This window comes from Rhodococcus sp. IEGM 1406 (genome assembly GCF_030056745.1).
Classification (GTDB): domain Bacteria; phylum Actinomycetota; class Actinomycetes; order Mycobacteriales; family Mycobacteriaceae; genus Rhodococcus_F; species Rhodococcus_F erythropolis.
Genome location: NZ_JASHKO010000003.1, coordinates 51052 through 66486, shown reverse-complemented (window position 1 = coordinate 66486; position 15435 = coordinate 51052). Strand labels below are relative to the sequence as shown.

Below are 15435 nucleotides of genomic sequence, written 5' to 3'. Positions count from 1 at the left end.
CGGTTCGGGGCGCTCTTCCGTTTCCGTCCAGATCGTCGTACCTCTGCGATGTGGCACTCTGGCGAGATGGTCGAGAGTATGGGGGAGTCCGAACGTACGGGTGTGACGGGCGGCAGCTTGGCGAAGATGGGCGGGCAAGTGGCGCTCGCCAGCACGGTCAGTCGGATCACCGGCTTCGTCCGCACCCTTGCCCTTGCCGCGGTCCTCGGCATCGCCCTGGTCAGTGATGCGTACAACGCGGCCAACAGCTTCCCGAACATGGTCTATCAGCTCCTCCTCGGCGGAATTCTCGCCAGCGTTCTGCTTCCGTATCTGACACGGCAGCGAAGTCGTGGGCGGACGCTCGAACGAGAGCAGACGCAGCGCGTTCTCACCGTCGGAGCGCTTGCTCTTGCGCTCGTGACGGTAGTGGCGGTGGTGTGCGCGCCGCCTCTGGTCTCGGCTGTGATCGATGATCCGGCTCAACGAGAGTTGACGACGCTCTTCGCGTACTTGCTTCTGCCGGAGATCTTCTTCTACGGCGTCACGGCGATGATGACGGCAGTACTCAGTGTTCGATCAGTGTTCGGCGCGCCGGCCTGGGCGCCGGTGATCAACAACGTCGTCCTTCTGGTGACGGTCGCGGTCTTCCTGTGCATCCCGGGGCCGGTTACTCTGACTCCCGAGTCGATGACCACCGCGCAGGTTCTGGTGATCGGTATCGGCACTCTGCTCGGGATCGTGGCGCAAACCGCCGTCGTTGCTCGATCGCTGCACCGCAACGGGTTTCGGTGGCGCCTTCGCGTGCGGGTCGTACCGCACACCTGGCGCCCGGTGCGCGTCGGGGCGCCGTTGCTCGGTTGGGTGCTTGTGTACGTCGTTGCCGGTCAGATCGGTGTGTGGGTGACGATGAAGGTCACTCTCTCCCGTCACGTCTACTCGATGTACACGCACGCGGATCTGCTGTTTCAAGTGGCGTACGGCATTCTCGGTGTGTCGTTGTTGACGGTGCTGATGCCGCGGATCGCCCGGTCGGTTGCTGCGGGTGACGACGTCGGCGTCGTATCCGATCTCGGCCGGGGAGCCCGGTATTCAGTGGTGGCGCTGATTCCGGTCACGGTGGCGCTCATGGTCTTCGGCCCCTCGTTGACCACCCTGATCTTCTTCGGCCGAGTCGACGGCAGCAGTGCCCGGTTGATCGGGACGGCCGTTGCGGTCAGTGCATTCGGGCTGGTGCCCTTTGCGATGGTCATGCTTCAGCTTCGAGTGTTCTACGCCGACAACAACACCCGAACTCCCGCGGTGATCGCGCTGGTGATGGTGGTAGCCAAGACGGCGCTCGTTCTACTTGCGTCTCTGTCGGCGAGTGACGAAACGCTGGTCCTGGCCGTCTGTGCGGCGGGCTCGTTCTCCTACGTGTGCGGAGCGGCGCTCGGCCACATCCTGCTTCGAAAGCGATACGGGCTGTTGGGATTCCGTCGCGTGCAGGCCACCGTCGGAAGGATTTCGGCGGCGGCAATTCTGGCAGGTGGTTGTGCGCTCGCTTTGGTGGTGGCGGTTCAGAACCGAGTTCCCGAGCCCAGGCTTGCTGCTGTTATTTCATTGTCGGCGGGTGCGGCCGTAGGTGCAGTCGTCCTGTTGGGCGCATGCAAGGTCGTCGGTGTTCCCGAGATTCGCCGGGCTCGGGCCCTACTGCTGTCCTGAGGACAAGAGCGGTACCAGCAGTTCGTCCGGAGTGAGGGCGCCGTGCTGTCCACGGAGGCCGGACAGTCCCGATTCGACAGATCGACGTACGACGGCCACGTCCCCGGACGCAATGGCGATGACATCACCGATCCGGCCGTGATACTCGGAATGCACTGCAGGCCCGAACAATCCTGCGACTATGCCCTCGGATCTCGTCCCGATCCACATGCGGTCACCCAGTTCGGCGCGCCAGCGGTCCGCAACATCTTGTGCAGCGCCTTCTCGGGTGTGGATGTGACGACATCTAGGTTCACCGGCAAGAGCGAGTACATCTTTGGACAGAATCGGAGTGTTGTCGAAGTCGATCTTGTTCTCGTCCAACACGTCGACCATTCCGTGATCAGCCGTCACCAGCAATCTCACGTCCGGACCGAGAGCGGCGGCGAGTTGCTCGACCAGTCGATCGACAAGCATCAGTTGGAAAATCCACGGCTCGGACTCGGGGCCGTAGACGTGGCCGAGTGCATCGATCTCGCTGATGTAGCAGTACGTGAACGTACGGTCGGCAGATTTCGACGCGGCCACGGTGCGAGCGAGGAGGTCTCCGTATGCCTGGATTCCGGCGAACTGGGCGCCGCGCATTCCCGCCCGGGTGAGGCCGCTGCCGTCGAATTTGGACGGAACGACGGTAGTGACGGTGATGCCGGCGGCCGCGGCACGATCGAAGGTCGTGGCCTGCGGCTGCAGGGTCTCCGGGACGATGGAGTCGGTCTGAGATTCCTTCTTGCCCGCGCTGTGCCAACCCAGCCAGTTGAACACCGAATCGGCTTCTTCGACGTAAGACTGGTAACCGGTGATTCCGTGCGCCCCCGAGGGCAGCCCGGTCCCCAACGAGACGATGCTGGTGGCCGTCGTCGTGGGGAATCCTGCCCGTATGGGCGTTCCGATGAGTGAGTTCAGGAATGGTGCGTGTTCGGCGTTGCGGGCGAGCAAGTTCGCGCCCATCCCGTCTACCAGCAGAATTACAGTCTTCTTGCTGGGCTGTAGATCGAGACGGTTCGCTTCGCCGCTCACTCCGAGAGAAGCGAGTACCGACGGCGCAAGCGTCGACAGAGTCGGCTGCGAGTACACATCGAGGAGAGGGGCGGGGGCGGGCATCCCATGAGATTAGGCGTTGGACGCAGAAAACTGCATACCTTCTGGGCGAGTGTTCAAATCCGTGCGGTCAAATCGGGACTTTCCAGATGATCAGCGCGCAGAGACCGCGGGCCGGTGCGGCCTCTGCGCGGAGATTCACTCCATGATCGTGGAGATCTGGAACTTGGCGCCGAGTGGATCGGCCACCGACGCGAGACGGCCGAAGGGCGTGTCCTCGGGATCGCGCAAGACGCTGCCGCCGAATTCGACGACCTTGGCGACGGCCGCGTCGGTGTCGTCCGCCCCGAAGTAAACCTGCCAGAACGACGGCACCTCTGCCGGGAGGAACGAGCTGGCATCCATCAAACCGGCGACGACGGTGTCGCCCTGCTTGGCCTGTGAGTACCGGAACTCGTCGCTGTCGCCGATGGACTCGTAAGTCCAGCCGAACACGTCGGTGTAGAACGGCAGGACCGCGGCGTAGTTCTTGGACAAAGTCTCGTGCCACACCGGGGCTCCGGCCTCGCCGACCAGACCGAAGCCGTGGTGCTGATCTGCCTGCCAGATACCGACGACTGCACCGGCAGGATCGCCCACGATCGCCATGCTGCCCTGGGGACCGACCTGCATCGACGGCATCATGATCATTCCGCCCGCGGCTTCGGCCTTGGACGCCGACGTTGCCGCATCAGTCGAGGAGATGTAGGTGGTCCAGACGTTGCCGTACGGGTTTCCCTCCTGCTGAGGTCCGAGCCCGGCGATGGGCTGCCCGTCTTTGCTGAAGATCGCGTAGCCGCCGTACTGCGGGTCGTCGTTTGTGTCAGTCTGCCAACCGAACACGTTGGTGTAGAAGGATTTGGCGACCTCGGTATCGGAGCTGGTGAGGTCGATCCAACAGGGTGTTCCGTCGAGCGCTGTGCGTGCGGGCATCTGAAACTCTCCTTTACCGAAACGGATACACAAGTACGGGTCGCGCAAATGCTTGGCCGAGGAAGGCGCGAATCTCACGCTACGCGCGTACCCCGACACATTCCCAGGGCTCGAGAGCTTTGGAGTATTTGACCGTTCGCGCTTACCGGTGGGCCGGACCTGCCGACGTAGTCGATCACCGAATCGTCCTTGATACGCCGAAGTTGATGGGGCACTTGCTCGATCGGCGAGGCCGTTCCGCGGGTGTAGTGCCGGTACGTGTCAGCTCGTGATCAGCCCCGTGCGATCGAGCCATGCGAGCGCGTGACGTGAAAACTCGTCCGGAATCTCCAACTGAGGGGTGTGACCGGTGTCGCCGAGAATGATGGTGGTCCAGTGTGGATGTGCGGCGGCGGCTGCCCGGGCGGCCTCGACCGGGACAAGCCGATCGCGATCGCCATGTATCAGGAGCGTCGGAGTCGTGATCTCTCGCAGTGTCTTTCGATAGGCGGCCGGACGGGCGAGGGTCATCAACAGTGACCGTGCTGCCTGCAGGAACTCGGCATCCTGAGTGGGTTCGCCGCGACGAATCGCAGTCAAGGCAGCGCCCGCGTCGAGGACCGCGGGGTCTGCTCGCGCCGGATCGGCAAAACACAATCTGGTCATCTGAGCGGCCAACTGCCGGTCGGACATCTTCCGGCGTCCGAAGCCGAGAACCTGCTCACCGACGTACGGCATCGAGTAGAGCGCGAATTGGGCGGCGACGGTCAGATCGGGAAGTTGGACGGGCAGTGGGAGCGCCGGATCCACCAGCACCAGGCCGGCAACTGATTCGGGATTGGCATGGGTCGAGATTGCCGAGACCATTCCCCCCATCGAATTGCCGAACAGGACGGCAGGTTCACCTACTACTGTCTCGAGAAAGCGATTCAGGAGTGCTGCGTTGGCGTCGACGCCGGTGTGCCGTCCACGGGCAGAGGTGAGTCCGAATCCGGCGAGGTCCAGTGCGTACACACGCGTGCGCGCCGCCAGCGTCGGTGCCACCCGCACCCAGTTCAGGTGCGAGCCGCCCAGTCCGTGAACGAGCACGATGGGCGGCGCTCCGCTGGGACCGCCGAAGTCGATCCAGTGAACATCACCGCCGAGATCGGTGATGTTGCTTGTCCCGCCCCACGGGTGTGTGAGGGTGCTTCCGTCGGCGAGTTCGGCCGAAACAGCGGATTCCATACCTGACAGGATGCACCGAGGCGCGGTTCCAGTCACGCGATCGTCCCGGTTCGGTATCCGAAACTGTGTCCTCGATCACGGATTATCGGGAAGCTCGGGAAACGGGCAAAACGGAATTTGATTGGTGTCAAGCACTTTTCGCGGTTGTGATCGCGTTCCGACGGCCGTGGCGCGCGTCCGGCGGAGATCGGTTCGGGCATACTGAAAACCATGTGGTGGATGGTCGGGCTCATTGTTCTGGCCGCGCTGGTTTTGGCATCCGTTCTGGTCGGTTTCGTTTTCCGCCGCCCGATCGCCGAAGCCAAGTCGGCGGTGCTTGCCTTCGACGACGCCAGCTCTCAGCCCCAGCGCGACTGACCACCGTCGAGCGGAATTGTTGCTCCAGTCAGATACGCGGCATCCGGGCCGACCAGGAAAGCCACCGCGGTGCCGATGTCCGTTTCGCAGTCCCCGATCCTCCGTAGCGGAATCCCGGCAACAAAAGCGGCAGCCTCTTCCGGGCGTGCATCTGCCCAACGCTGTAGCCCGGGCGAGGATGCGTGAGGAGCAACCGCGTTGACTCGGATCCCGTCTACGCCCCATTCGCACGCTGCTGCGCGACTGAGGGCTCGGACGGATTCCTTCACGGCCGCGTATCCGCCGTAGCCGGCGGCGTCCCAACGGACGGCCACGGAACTGACCATGTTGATGATCGCCCCGCCGCCGCGTTCCTTCATGAACGGGTAGCAGGCTTGCATTGTTCGCAGCGTCGCGACGGGACCGGAAGTCAATCCGTCGGCAAGGCGCTCCGGAGTGAGGTCGAGGACGTTGCCGAGCGGGTTGAGGCTGGCGTTGTTGATCAGGATGTCGACGCCGCCGAACAGTTCCACGGTTCGCGCCACGGCAGCGGTGATGGAACCCGCGTCGGCGATATCCACGAGCACCGGTTCGGCATGGCCTCCGCGTTCGGTGATCTCGTTACATGTGACGACGAGTTTCGACTCAGTGCGGCCCGCCACCGCGACGGAAGCACCTTCCTTGGCAAGCGCAAACGCAACACCCTGGCCGACGCCTTGCCCTGCGCCAGTGATCAGGGCCACTTTTCCATCCAACTTGCCCACTGCTGTTCTCCTGCTCGTCATTCAACGGTTCCCGAAGCGTTGTCCGAATCGCGCATTGTTACTCGTGGGTTCCCGCTGGATGAGATGTGAGTTACGTCCCACTCAACGGCACCGCTTCAAATTTCGGCTGTCTTACGTATATTGTGAGCGCCGTTACATACCGGGCGCGCGGACCGCGTACACATTCCATGATGAGGAGCTAGACATGGCATTCACCACTGGCAGCAGCAAGACGGACCTGGCACAGCTCGGCGACTTCCAGAAGATCATTGCAGGCCTGGGCGGCGTTCTCGTCGGCATCGGCGCAGTTGCTGGTCTTCTCGGCGCAATCGGTGGCGCAGGAAGCTCGCAGCCGAAGGCTTGATTGCTTCGCTGAACCGGATTTACGGCCCCCGGCCCGCATTCTGAAGGCATTGCCTTCGTGGATGCGGGCCGGAGGTTTATCTGTACCTGAATACCTGTGTCTTGTAGGCACATTCAATTCTGTGATACGTCAATTGCCGCCGGAACATCCACACCTTCTTCGTGGACTTGGGGTCCGAAGTTCGGCAGCGGAGTGAAGTCGAGTGCCGCCTCCGAACCGCGGTAATGGCGGAAGTAGAAGAGTGATCGGTCGGGCCGCACCAGGCTGTCCGGTTCGCTTGTCTTCCATCCCCAGTGGACGTCCGCTCGCAGAATCTCCGACAGCCTCACGATGTTCTTGCAGCCGTGGCTTTGCAGTCCAAGGCATTTCAATTCCTCGACGTCTCGCAGTTGCCCGTCGCGCGTCCACCTGGATTCGTAAACCAGAGCATCGAGAACGACGCGGTGCGAACCCGCTTGAGTAACTCCGGCAAATAGAACCTCCCAGCCCAATCCTGGTGCGTGCTCGAGGTATTCGTCGGCGTCGACGAATGCTGCCCATGCGACGGTGTCGCGGTATCGACTCACGTAATCGACGTACGCCTCTACCTGACCGTGCACGATCCGACCGTCCGCGTCGCGCGGTTGCCAGTCGACGATCGTCACCGGAAGGTCGTGCAGTTCTTTGCGGAATGCGACCTGAACTTCACTGTCCGACATCGATCGGGTGAAGGCGCCGTAAGAGTTGCCTCTCTTGTCCTCGCTGCGGCCGTGCCAACGGTTGAGGCTGAATGCGCTTGTCTTGCGGGTGGACCCGACGGAACCGGTGTTGTCGTAGAGAACAACCTCCCAGCCTTGCTCGATGTGGTGCAGGCACCAGTCTCTGATGAAGGGGAGATGTTCGCGGGGGAGCAGGACCGCAACCACGGCGCGGCGTCCGGTGTCAGAGCTGTTCGGGTGGTTCTTCGGGTCCGTGATCACCCGACACACGATAGTGCTCTGCGTGGAAGCGAGTTACTCGATATTGAACATGGAGATAGGTTGACACATCTATCAATTTGTCTCATAGTCGAGTCATGACAACATCTGTGTCACATTCGCCACGGTTTGTTCCTTCCACCGGGGAGTCCTGGCGTTCGCCCTGGGCCATGTACGACGCATTGCGCGAGAACGACCCGGTGCACAACGTTGTGCCGGAAGCTGCGCCGCAGGACGACTACTGGGTGCTCACCCGTCACGAAGACGTCTACAACGCCGCTCGCGACTACGAGACGTATTCGTCGGCAAAGGGATTGACCACTGTCTACGGTGAACTCGAACAGATTGGGATGCAGGACAATCCGCCGTTCGTGATGCAGGATCCGCCAGTGCAGTCGGAGTTCCGGCGCATGGTGTCGAAGGGTTTCACTCCGCGTCAGGTATCGGCGGTCGAGCCGATGGTTCGCGAATTTGTCGTCGAACGTATCGAGGCGCTGAAAGCGCGTGGCAGCGGCGATATCGTCGTCGAGCTCTTCAAACCGTTGCCGTCTATGGTTGTCGCACACTATCTGGGTGTGCCGGAATCGGACCGTGACCAGTTCGACGGCTGGACCGAAGCCATTGTCGCTGCCAATTCGGCAGGTGGTGTGGCCGCGGCAGCGACGACGGCGCAGGCCGCCACCGGTGAGCTGATGATGTACTTCGCTTCGCTGATCGAACGCCGCAAGGTCGAACCGGGTGACGACACGATTTCGCACCTACTCGCCGCTGGACTCGGTGAAGACGGCGATATGTCCGGCCTGCTGTCGATTCTGGGCTTCGCCTTCACCATGGTGGCCGGTGGAAACGACACCACGACAGGAATGCTGGGTGGTTCGGTGGCGATGCTGACCGAACGCCTCGACCAGCGTCAGATCCTGCTGGACGATCCCGCATTGATCACCGACGCGGTCGACGAGTTGCTTCGACTCACCTCGCCGGTCCAAGGACTGGCACGCACCACGACGCGAGATGTGGCCTTGGGTGGCAAAGTGATTCCGGCAGGACGTAAGGTTCTGCTGATGTACGGTGCGGCCAATCGTGATCCCGAGAAGTACGGACCCGACGCGGCGGAGTTGGACGTCTTGCGTCGACCGCAGAAGATTCTCACCTTCAGTCATGGCGCCCACCACTGTCTGGGGGCGTCGGCAGCTCGGATGCAGGCTCGAGTTGCGTTGGAAGAGTTACTCTCCCGGATTCCCGACTTCCATGTCGACATCGACGCGATGCAATACGCGCCGGGCAACTACGTGCGCCGTCCGCTCTCGGCTCCGATGTCGGTGACTCGGCCATGAGCAACGACTGGCTCGGCGAGGGGCGCGCCTTGGCGGCAGCCGAGAAGATCCTCGACAGCGCGGCACAATTGTTCGTCGCGAAAGGCGTCAACGCGGTCGGTATGGCGGAGATAGCCTCTGCTGCAGGATGTTCCCGGGCCACCTTGTATCGGTACTTCGAGAATCGGCAGGCTCTTCACGTTGCGTTCGTTCACCGCGAAGCTCGCAGGCTGGGAACTGCGATCGCGGAATCGGTAGCGACCATCGACGATCCGAGTGAGCGTCTGGAGACGGCCATACTCACTGCAGTGTCCGCGGTGCGTAGCACTCCGACGTTGGCTGCATGGTTCACCCCGGGTGATGCGAGTCTTGCCGGTGAACTTGCCAATTCATCCGACGTCATCAACGGACTTGGTGTCGCGATGCTGGGTGAACTCGGAGCAGGCACAGCGTCGCGGGCGCGCTGGATCGTGCGAGTGATTCTCTCGCTGCTCATGGTGCCGGGGGCGGACGAGAACGACGAGCGGACGTTGGTGCGTGAGTTCGTCGTTGCGCTGTTGATTGCTGGACGGGCCACCTGATCATCCCTTCCGGGTGATGTGCGAGGGCTGCGTGGGGATCGAGGATGAACCGATATCCCGACACAGGTCACCGCGAGTTCCCGAGGAGCGTAAGAGAAGATGTCTACACCGTTCGAACTCGACCCCAAGCCCGCCACCGAAGCGACCGCCTGGCAAATGCCCAGGTTCTCCGTGACCTTCCTTTCGACGACACCTTCGACTTCGAACTGATTTCTCGAGGTCTCGTGGCACCGCTCATCGATGGCGGACTGGTCAAAGGTGACAAAGGGCAGTTCATCTTCTCGTACGACGCCTACGGGTTCGCCGACGGCGATGCACCGGATACCGTCAACCCGAGTCTGTGGCGCCAAGCCACTTTAATGGGAAAGGGCGGTGGACTGTTCAAGCTGGCTGATCGTCTGTACCAGGTGATCGGCCAGGACTTGTCGAACACGACGATCATCGAGGGCGACACCGGGTTGATCATCGGTGACACTCTGATGTCCGCGGAAACAGCCGCTCTCGCGCTGGAGTTGTACTACCAGCACCGCCCGAAGGTTCCGGTCAAGGCAATCATCTTCACGCACTCCCACGGCGATCACTTCGGCGGTGTCAAAGGATTTGTCACCGACGAAGAGATCGAGTCCGGTGCCGTAAAGATCTACGCACCAGACAGTTTCACGGAGGAAGCGATTTCCGAGAACGTACTTGCCGGCACGGCGATGACACGTCGCGGAATGTACATGTACGGATCGTTCCTGCGTCCGGGGCCACAAGGGCAGGTATCCGGTGGTCTCGGCCTGTCCACTTCTCACGGCACTTCGACGTTCGCCGTGCCTACCGACGTCATCACCGAACCGGTGCACGAAGAGGTCATCGACGGTGTGCGCGTGACGTTCATGCTCGCGCCGGGCACCGAAGCGCCGTCCGAAATGTTGTTCTATCTACCCGATTTCAAGGCGCTCGGGTCAGCGGAGGACGTCACGCACACGATGCACAACCTGTACACGTTGCGCGGCGCCAAAACTCGCGACGCCAAGGCCTGGTCGCACTACGTTCGTCTGGCGATGGAACTTTTCCCCGACGTCGAAATCATTTTTGCGCAGCATCATTGGCCCACGTGGGGCAACGACAAGATCTTGAAGCTGATGTCGGATCAGGCAGACCTGTACAAGTATCTGCACGATCAGACGTTGCGTCTTGCCAACAAGGGACTGACACCGGTAGAGATTGCCGACCAGATCGAGGTACCCGACGCCATCGGAAAGCAGTGGTACAACCGCGGGTACTACGGCTCGCTCAGTCACAACGTCAAAGCGATCTACACCTTCTATCTCGGTTGGTTCGACGGCGTTCCCGCTCACCTCAATCCTCATCCGCCGGTGGAGAACGGCAAGCGCTACGTCGAAGCCGTCGGCGGACCCGATGCGCTTCTGACCAAGGGCAAGCAGGCGTTCGACGACGGTGACTATCGCTGGGCGGCCGAGCTGGTGAACCATCTGGTGTTCGCCGATCCGAGTAACCAGAAAGCGCGAGAGTTGTTGGCGGACACGTACGAACAACTCGGCTACCAAGCCGAGAACGGTACGTGGCGCAACTTCTACCTGGTCGGAGCGATGGAATTGCGGCATCCGCTGGCACCGATGCCGTCCAACAACCCCACCGGCCCGGCCGTTGTCGCCGTGATGCCTCTCGAGCAGATGCTGGACTTCTGGGCAGTTCGCCTCGACGGTCCCAAAGCTGCCGGCGTCGACCTGTCGTTGCGATTCGTGTTGTCGGACACTGCGGACAACGTCCTGGTCACAGTGCGCAACGGCGTGCTGAATTACGACACGGACAAGGCAGATGCTTCGGCCGCCCTGACTCTGACCTTGACCCGTGCCGTGTTCAACGAGGTGTATCTGGGAACGACCTCGCTCACCGAATCCATCAAGGCCGGAACGGCAAAAGCTTTGGGAGATCAGTCTGAACTGGAGACGTTCATCTCGCTGCTGGAGGACTTCGATCTGTGGTTCGACATCGTGACGCCGTGACACGTTGCCATCCGTGATGTGGCACGGGCGGGGGGATCATTCGAAACGGGAAGGATCTCCCGCGCCGATGCGCACGATCTCGGGGGCACCGGACGAATAGTCGACCACCGTGGTGGGCTCGGTGCCGCAGTCACCCGAGTCGATGACGGCGTCGAGTTGGTGGTCGAGTTCTTCCTTGATCTGCCAGCCGTCCGTCATCGGCTCCTCGGCGCCGGGTAGGAGAAGGGTGCTGGAGAGGATCGGTTCACCCAACTCTTGCAAGAGCGCCCGCACTACCGGGTGGCTGGGGATACGCACTCCGACGGTCTTCTTCTTGGCGTGTGCCAGTCGACGCGGAACTTCCTTCGTGGCGGGAAGGATGAACGTGTACTGCCCAGGCGTAGCCGCTTTCACCGCGCGAAACGCCGAGTTGGTGACGTGGACGAAGTGCCCGAGCTGCGCGAAGTCGGCACAGACCAGCGTGAAGTGGTGATCCGACCGCAGGTGACGGATCTCGCGGATCCGATCGGTGCCCGAGTGATTGTCCATTCGGGCACCCAGGGCGTAGCAGGAGTCGGTGGGATAGGCGATGACCGCGTCGTTGCGCAGCATTTCGACGATCTGGCTGATCGCGCGCGGCTGCGGGTTTTCCGGGTGAACGTCGAAATATCGGGCCATCAACCCAGCTTAGTTCAGCTTGAAGATCACGAATGCCGTTCACCGTTCAGACTGTGGTCGGCGAGCAATCCCGTCAGCTCTTCGGCGTAGGCGAGTTGCTTACGCAAGTGTGTGCAGCTTTCTTCCGCCCGGGTATGGCAGGCGGTGACGAATTCGGTTGCGGCGGTTCGTGTTGATGCGTCCGAAGCTTCGTCGCCGAGCACTGCCAGGGAATTGAGGAGTTGTTTCATTTCTTCGAGACTGAATCCGAGCGGCTTCATTCGTCGGATTACCAGTAGACGTTGGACGTCCGCCTCGGTGTACAAGCGGAATCCTCCGGCGGTCCGCTCCGATGGAGTGACCAGACCGACCTCGTCGTAATGACGGATCGTCTTGATCGACAGTTCGGTGCGTTCGGCAACCTGCCCGATCTGCATGTTCTGTCCCTGGACCGCATGTTCCGGCTCAGACATCACTCCTACTTTCGTCGCGCTGGGCTTCCATACTCTCAGTGACCGTCACCCAGGCGTCCGGACAGGCGCAGATGGCGCTCGGCCGATGCATCGTCGAGCCCCACGATCTCGACATTCTTGCCTCTGGCCGCGTACTTGGTGGTGATCGCGTCCAGTGTCGCCACGGTCGACGCGTCCCAGACATGAGACTCGGACAGATCGATGACAATGTTCTTCGGGTCGTCGACATAGTCGAACTGGTAGATCAGATCGTTGCTGGATGCGAAGAACAGCTCGCCTCGAACCGCATAGACACGGGTGTCCTCGTCCGGATGCGCGACGTCGACTACTTCGGTGAGATGCGCGACGCGGCGGGCGAAGATGACGATCGCGGTGATCACTCCGACGATCACGCCGTAGGCAAGATTGTGGGTCGCGACGGTGACCGCCACGGTGACCAGCATGACCACTGTCTCGCCGATCGGCATGCGGCGCAGGGTCTTCGGATTGACGCTGTGCCAGTCGAAAGTGCCGACCGAGACCATGATCATGACGGCTACCAATGCGGCCATGGGAATCAACGCCACGACATCGCCGAGGCCGACCACGAGTATCAGCAAGAACACGCCCGCCAGGAAGGTCGAGATTCGAGTGCGAGCGCCGGAGACCTTGACGTTGATCATGGTCTGGCCGATCATCGCGCACCCTCCCATGCCTCCGAAGAAGCCGGTGACGATGTTCGCGACGCCTTGGCCCCACCCTTCTCGGGTCTTGTTCGAGTGAGTATCCGTGACGTCGTCGACGAGCTTGGCCGTCATCAACGATTCGAGGAGGCCGACGAGCGCCATGGCCAATGCATACGGAGCAATGATCGACAGTGTGTGCATGTCCAGAGGGACGTCGGGGAACAGTATCGTCGGCAGGCTCGACGGAAGCTCGCCCTCGTCGCCGACATTGGGGACGTTGAACGCGAAAATGACTGTGGCGCTGGTCAGTAACACGATCGCCACCAGTGGAGCCGGGACCGCGCTGGTCAGTTTCGGCAGGAATACGAGTATCAGGAGGGCGACGGCCAGAAGTGGGTAGACGAGCCACGGAACATCGATCAGGTGGGGGAGTTGGGCAATGAAGATCAAGATGGCCAGTGCATTGACGAATCCCACCATGACGCTGCGCGGGATGAAGCGCATGAGCTTGGCGACGCCGAGGAGGCTCAACACGATCTGGAGCAGGCCGGCCAGAAGGACTGTCGCAATCAGATAGTCGATTCCGTACTGGCGCGTCAGTGGAGCGACGACCAGTGCGACGGCGCCGGTAGCTGCGGAGATCATTGCGGGTCGTCCGCCGACGACGGCGATGGTCACTGCCATCGTGAACGACGCGAACAGTCCTACCCGCGGATCGACGCCGGCGATGATCGAGAACGAGATCGCCTCGGGAATCAGTGCCAACGCCACGACCAGTCCGGCCAAAACTTCCGTTTTGAGACGGCGAGGTGACCGGAGCGCGGCCCGAACCGAATTGTCGTTGGTGGATGAAGCGATGGTTACTGCCATGAAATTCCGTCCTGACGAGGTTCTCATACTCTACCCTCCCGTAAGGGTAGAGTATGAACGGAGTTCTCACTACGGCGCGGATTTCTGTCGAATTATGTTTCCCTGCAGTGAATCTCAAATCGCGAGATTGATCGAGAGGGGCAAGGCTCGCGGTGGCGGTCAGATGTGACGACCAGTAACCCTTACCAAGTATTTACCTACTGTGTGGTTTTTGTTTATTGAAAACGGGTCAACTCGGGCGCTGGCTCCGTTACAGTTCGGCGGCAAACGTCAATCAGGTTGTTCCGAGAGGACATCATGTCAAAACGCCTACTGAATGCTGCGCTCCTTACCGGCCTCCTTGCCGGTGGAACCGCTGTGGCCGTGATTCCGGCGACCGCGGCGCCCGTTGCAGAAACCACGTCGACAACGTTTCAGGTCACGTGCCGCGCAGTTCCGAGTGCGTTCTCCGGTCCTTCGTCAGACGGAAAGCCTGCTACGGTGCGAGTTTCGGCTCCTTCGGTCGTGGCGCCAGGTCAAGTCTTCGACATCGACGTGGATCCAGGTAGCGTCCAGATCCCGAACGATGTGAGCGGCGCCAGTGTCAAGAAGATCTCGCGTCTGAAGATCGATCTGCCAATTCCGACCAACGCGGAGTTCGTTTCGGCGACGGTCACCGATCCGGGCAATGTTGTTGCCGGGAAACCTGCTTCGGTGATTCGTGTCAACGAAGACGGCACTCCCGCAGCGGACGGTCCGATACTCCGGTTGTCCGGCGCAAACGAAGCGATCGGCAACAGTCCGTCATCGTCGTCGGGTGCGCACGGCGGGCTTGCGATCAACGCTCAGTCCGGAGCCGAGACCAACATCGTCTTTCCGAAGATCAGAATCACCGTAAAGGCCGGGCCGTCCGGCGCAGTCGAAACCAATGTCCGGACTTCGGGTGCTGCAGGTACTTTCGGCGGACCGGAGTCGTTTTTGACCTTCCTCCCTCAGGTAAGTCACTGGCTCGCGGGAACCATCTGGGCGCCCACATCCTGTTCTCCTCGCGACGGTGAGACGGGTCCCCTCAACGCCGGTGCCGGCGCATTGGCATCCACGAAAATCGACGGAGACCTCGGACCTGTTGATCCCGAGCCTGGAGCAGACATCGTGACGACGCTCGAAGGACCGACGACGGCCGCCACCGGTACCAAGGTGTCTTTTGCTTCTCACGTCGATCCGGAAAACGCAACGGGAACAGTACAGTTCATGGTCGACGGTAAGCCCGTCGGTGACCCGCGGCCGGTGGTTCGCGGTATTGCCCGCCTGGATCTGACCTTCGGTAAGGCGGGTACCAAGTCCGTGACTGCAGTCTTCACAGCTACCGGTGACGAGGCGAAGTACACGTCGGCGGCACACATGCTCACGGTGACCGGGGATTCAACAGGCCCGGTCGATCCCGACCCGACCGATCCGGGCACTCCGGGTGGTCTCGGCAGCCTCGAGTCCGTTCTGCCGCAGCTGCCCACAGGTTCGCTCGGTGGCAAGTGATCACGGTCCTACTTC

At 61.5% G+C, this 15435-nt stretch carries 15 protein-coding genes; 7 read left to right on the top strand and 8 right to left on the bottom strand.

What is annotated here, in order from left to right; translation table 11 throughout:
- Positions 1-66: 66 nt before the first annotated feature.
- On the top strand, positions 67-1683 hold the full coding sequence (gene murJ / locus QM596_RS16070; protein ID WP_283309408.1) for a murein biosynthesis integral membrane protein MurJ: 1617 nt from the start codon (positions 67-69) through the stop codon (positions 1681-1683).
- Here the strand turns inward: murJ and QM596_RS16065 are convergent.
- The 3 genes from QM596_RS16065 to QM596_RS16055 form a co-directional block, all read right to left on the bottom strand.
- On the bottom strand, positions 1669-2823 hold the full coding sequence (locus QM596_RS16065; RefSeq protein ID WP_019747155.1) for an alkaline phosphatase family protein: 1155 nt from the start codon (positions 2821-2823) through the stop codon (positions 1669-1671). The genes murJ and QM596_RS16065 overlap by 15 nt on opposite strands.
- Positions 2824-2958: 135 nt before the next feature.
- Positions 2959-3732 carry a VOC family protein gene (locus QM596_RS16060; protein ID WP_019747156.1) on the bottom strand — a complete coding sequence of 258 codons (774 nt, stop codon included), beginning with the start codon at positions 3730-3732 and terminating at the stop codon, positions 2959-2961.
- 261 nt (positions 3733-3993) lie between these two features.
- Positions 3994-4938 carry an alpha/beta fold hydrolase gene (locus tag QM596_RS16055; protein WP_283309407.1) on the bottom strand — a complete coding sequence of 315 codons (945 nt, stop codon included), beginning with the start codon at positions 4936-4938 and terminating at the stop codon, positions 3994-3996.
- Positions 4939-5157: 219 nt separating this feature from the next.
- Here QM596_RS16055 and QM596_RS16050 point away from each other — a divergent pair, with 219 nt between their 5' ends.
- Positions 5158-5295: a hypothetical protein gene (locus QM596_RS16050; RefSeq protein WP_003945592.1), complete on the top strand. Its 138-nt coding sequence runs from the start codon at positions 5158-5160 to the stop codon at positions 5293-5295.
- Here the strand turns inward: QM596_RS16050 and QM596_RS16045 are convergent.
- On the bottom strand, positions 5277-6038 hold the full coding sequence (locus QM596_RS16045; RefSeq protein WP_060938327.1) for an SDR family NAD(P)-dependent oxidoreductase: 762 nt from the start codon (positions 6036-6038) through the stop codon (positions 5277-5279). The genes QM596_RS16050 and QM596_RS16045 overlap by 19 nt on opposite strands.
- Before the next feature lie 205 nt (positions 6039-6243).
- Between QM596_RS16045 and QM596_RS16040 the strand changes: the two genes are divergently transcribed.
- Positions 6244-6402 (top strand): hypothetical protein, encoded by a 159-nt coding sequence (locus QM596_RS16040; RefSeq protein WP_019747160.1) that lies wholly within the window; start codon positions 6244-6246, stop codon positions 6400-6402.
- Between the two features lie 113 nt (positions 6403-6515).
- Here QM596_RS16040 and QM596_RS16035 read toward each other — a convergent pair whose 3' ends face one another.
- Positions 6516-7361 carry a glycosyltransferase family protein gene (locus QM596_RS16035; protein WP_283309406.1) on the bottom strand — a complete coding sequence of 282 codons (846 nt, stop codon included), beginning with the start codon at positions 7359-7361 and terminating at the stop codon, positions 6516-6518.
- Positions 7362-7456: 95 nt separating this feature from the next.
- Between QM596_RS16035 and QM596_RS16030 the strand changes: the two genes are divergently transcribed.
- From QM596_RS16030 to QM596_RS16020, 3 genes are all read left to right on the top strand, one after another.
- A complete protein-coding gene (locus tag QM596_RS16030) occupies positions 7457-8692 on the top strand; it encodes a cytochrome P450 (protein WP_042920218.1) in 1236 nt (411 codons plus the stop codon).
- On the top strand, positions 8689-9252 hold the full coding sequence (locus QM596_RS16025) for a TetR/AcrR family transcriptional regulator (RefSeq protein WP_058227331.1): 564 nt from the start codon (positions 8689-8691) through the stop codon (positions 9250-9252). Before QM596_RS16030 ends, QM596_RS16025 begins: the two co-directional genes overlap by 4 nt.
- A 224-nt stretch (positions 9253-9476) precedes the next feature.
- Complete coding sequence (locus tag QM596_RS16020; RefSeq protein ID WP_283309403.1) at positions 9477-11264, top strand: alkyl/aryl-sulfatase; 1788 nt, start codon at positions 9477-9479, stop codon at positions 11262-11264.
- Positions 11265-11300: 36 nt separating this feature from the next.
- Here QM596_RS16020 and QM596_RS16015 read toward each other — a convergent pair whose 3' ends face one another.
- The 3 genes from QM596_RS16015 to QM596_RS16005 are packed head-to-tail and all read right to left on the bottom strand — an operon-like array spanning position 11301 to position 13908.
- A complete protein-coding gene (locus tag QM596_RS16015) occupies positions 11301-11921 on the bottom strand; it encodes an L-threonylcarbamoyladenylate synthase (RefSeq protein WP_029254604.1) in 621 nt (206 codons plus the stop codon).
- A 26-nt stretch (positions 11922-11947) separates the two neighbouring features.
- Positions 11948-12373 (bottom strand): MerR family transcriptional regulator, encoded by a 426-nt coding sequence (locus QM596_RS16010; RefSeq protein ID WP_019747166.1) that lies wholly within the window; start codon positions 12371-12373, stop codon positions 11948-11950.
- Between the two features lie 35 nt (positions 12374-12408).
- Complete coding sequence (locus QM596_RS16005; protein WP_283309400.1) at positions 12409-13908, bottom strand: SulP family inorganic anion transporter; 1500 nt, start codon at positions 13906-13908, stop codon at positions 12409-12411.
- A gap of 297 nt (positions 13909-14205) precedes the next feature.
- Between QM596_RS16005 and QM596_RS16000 the strand changes: the two genes are divergently transcribed.
- Positions 14206-15420, top strand: coding sequence for an Ig-like domain-containing protein (locus QM596_RS16000; RefSeq protein ID WP_020906451.1), 1215 nt, complete (start codon positions 14206-14208; stop codon positions 15418-15420).
- The last annotated feature ends 15 nt before the right edge of the window (positions 15421-15435 follow it).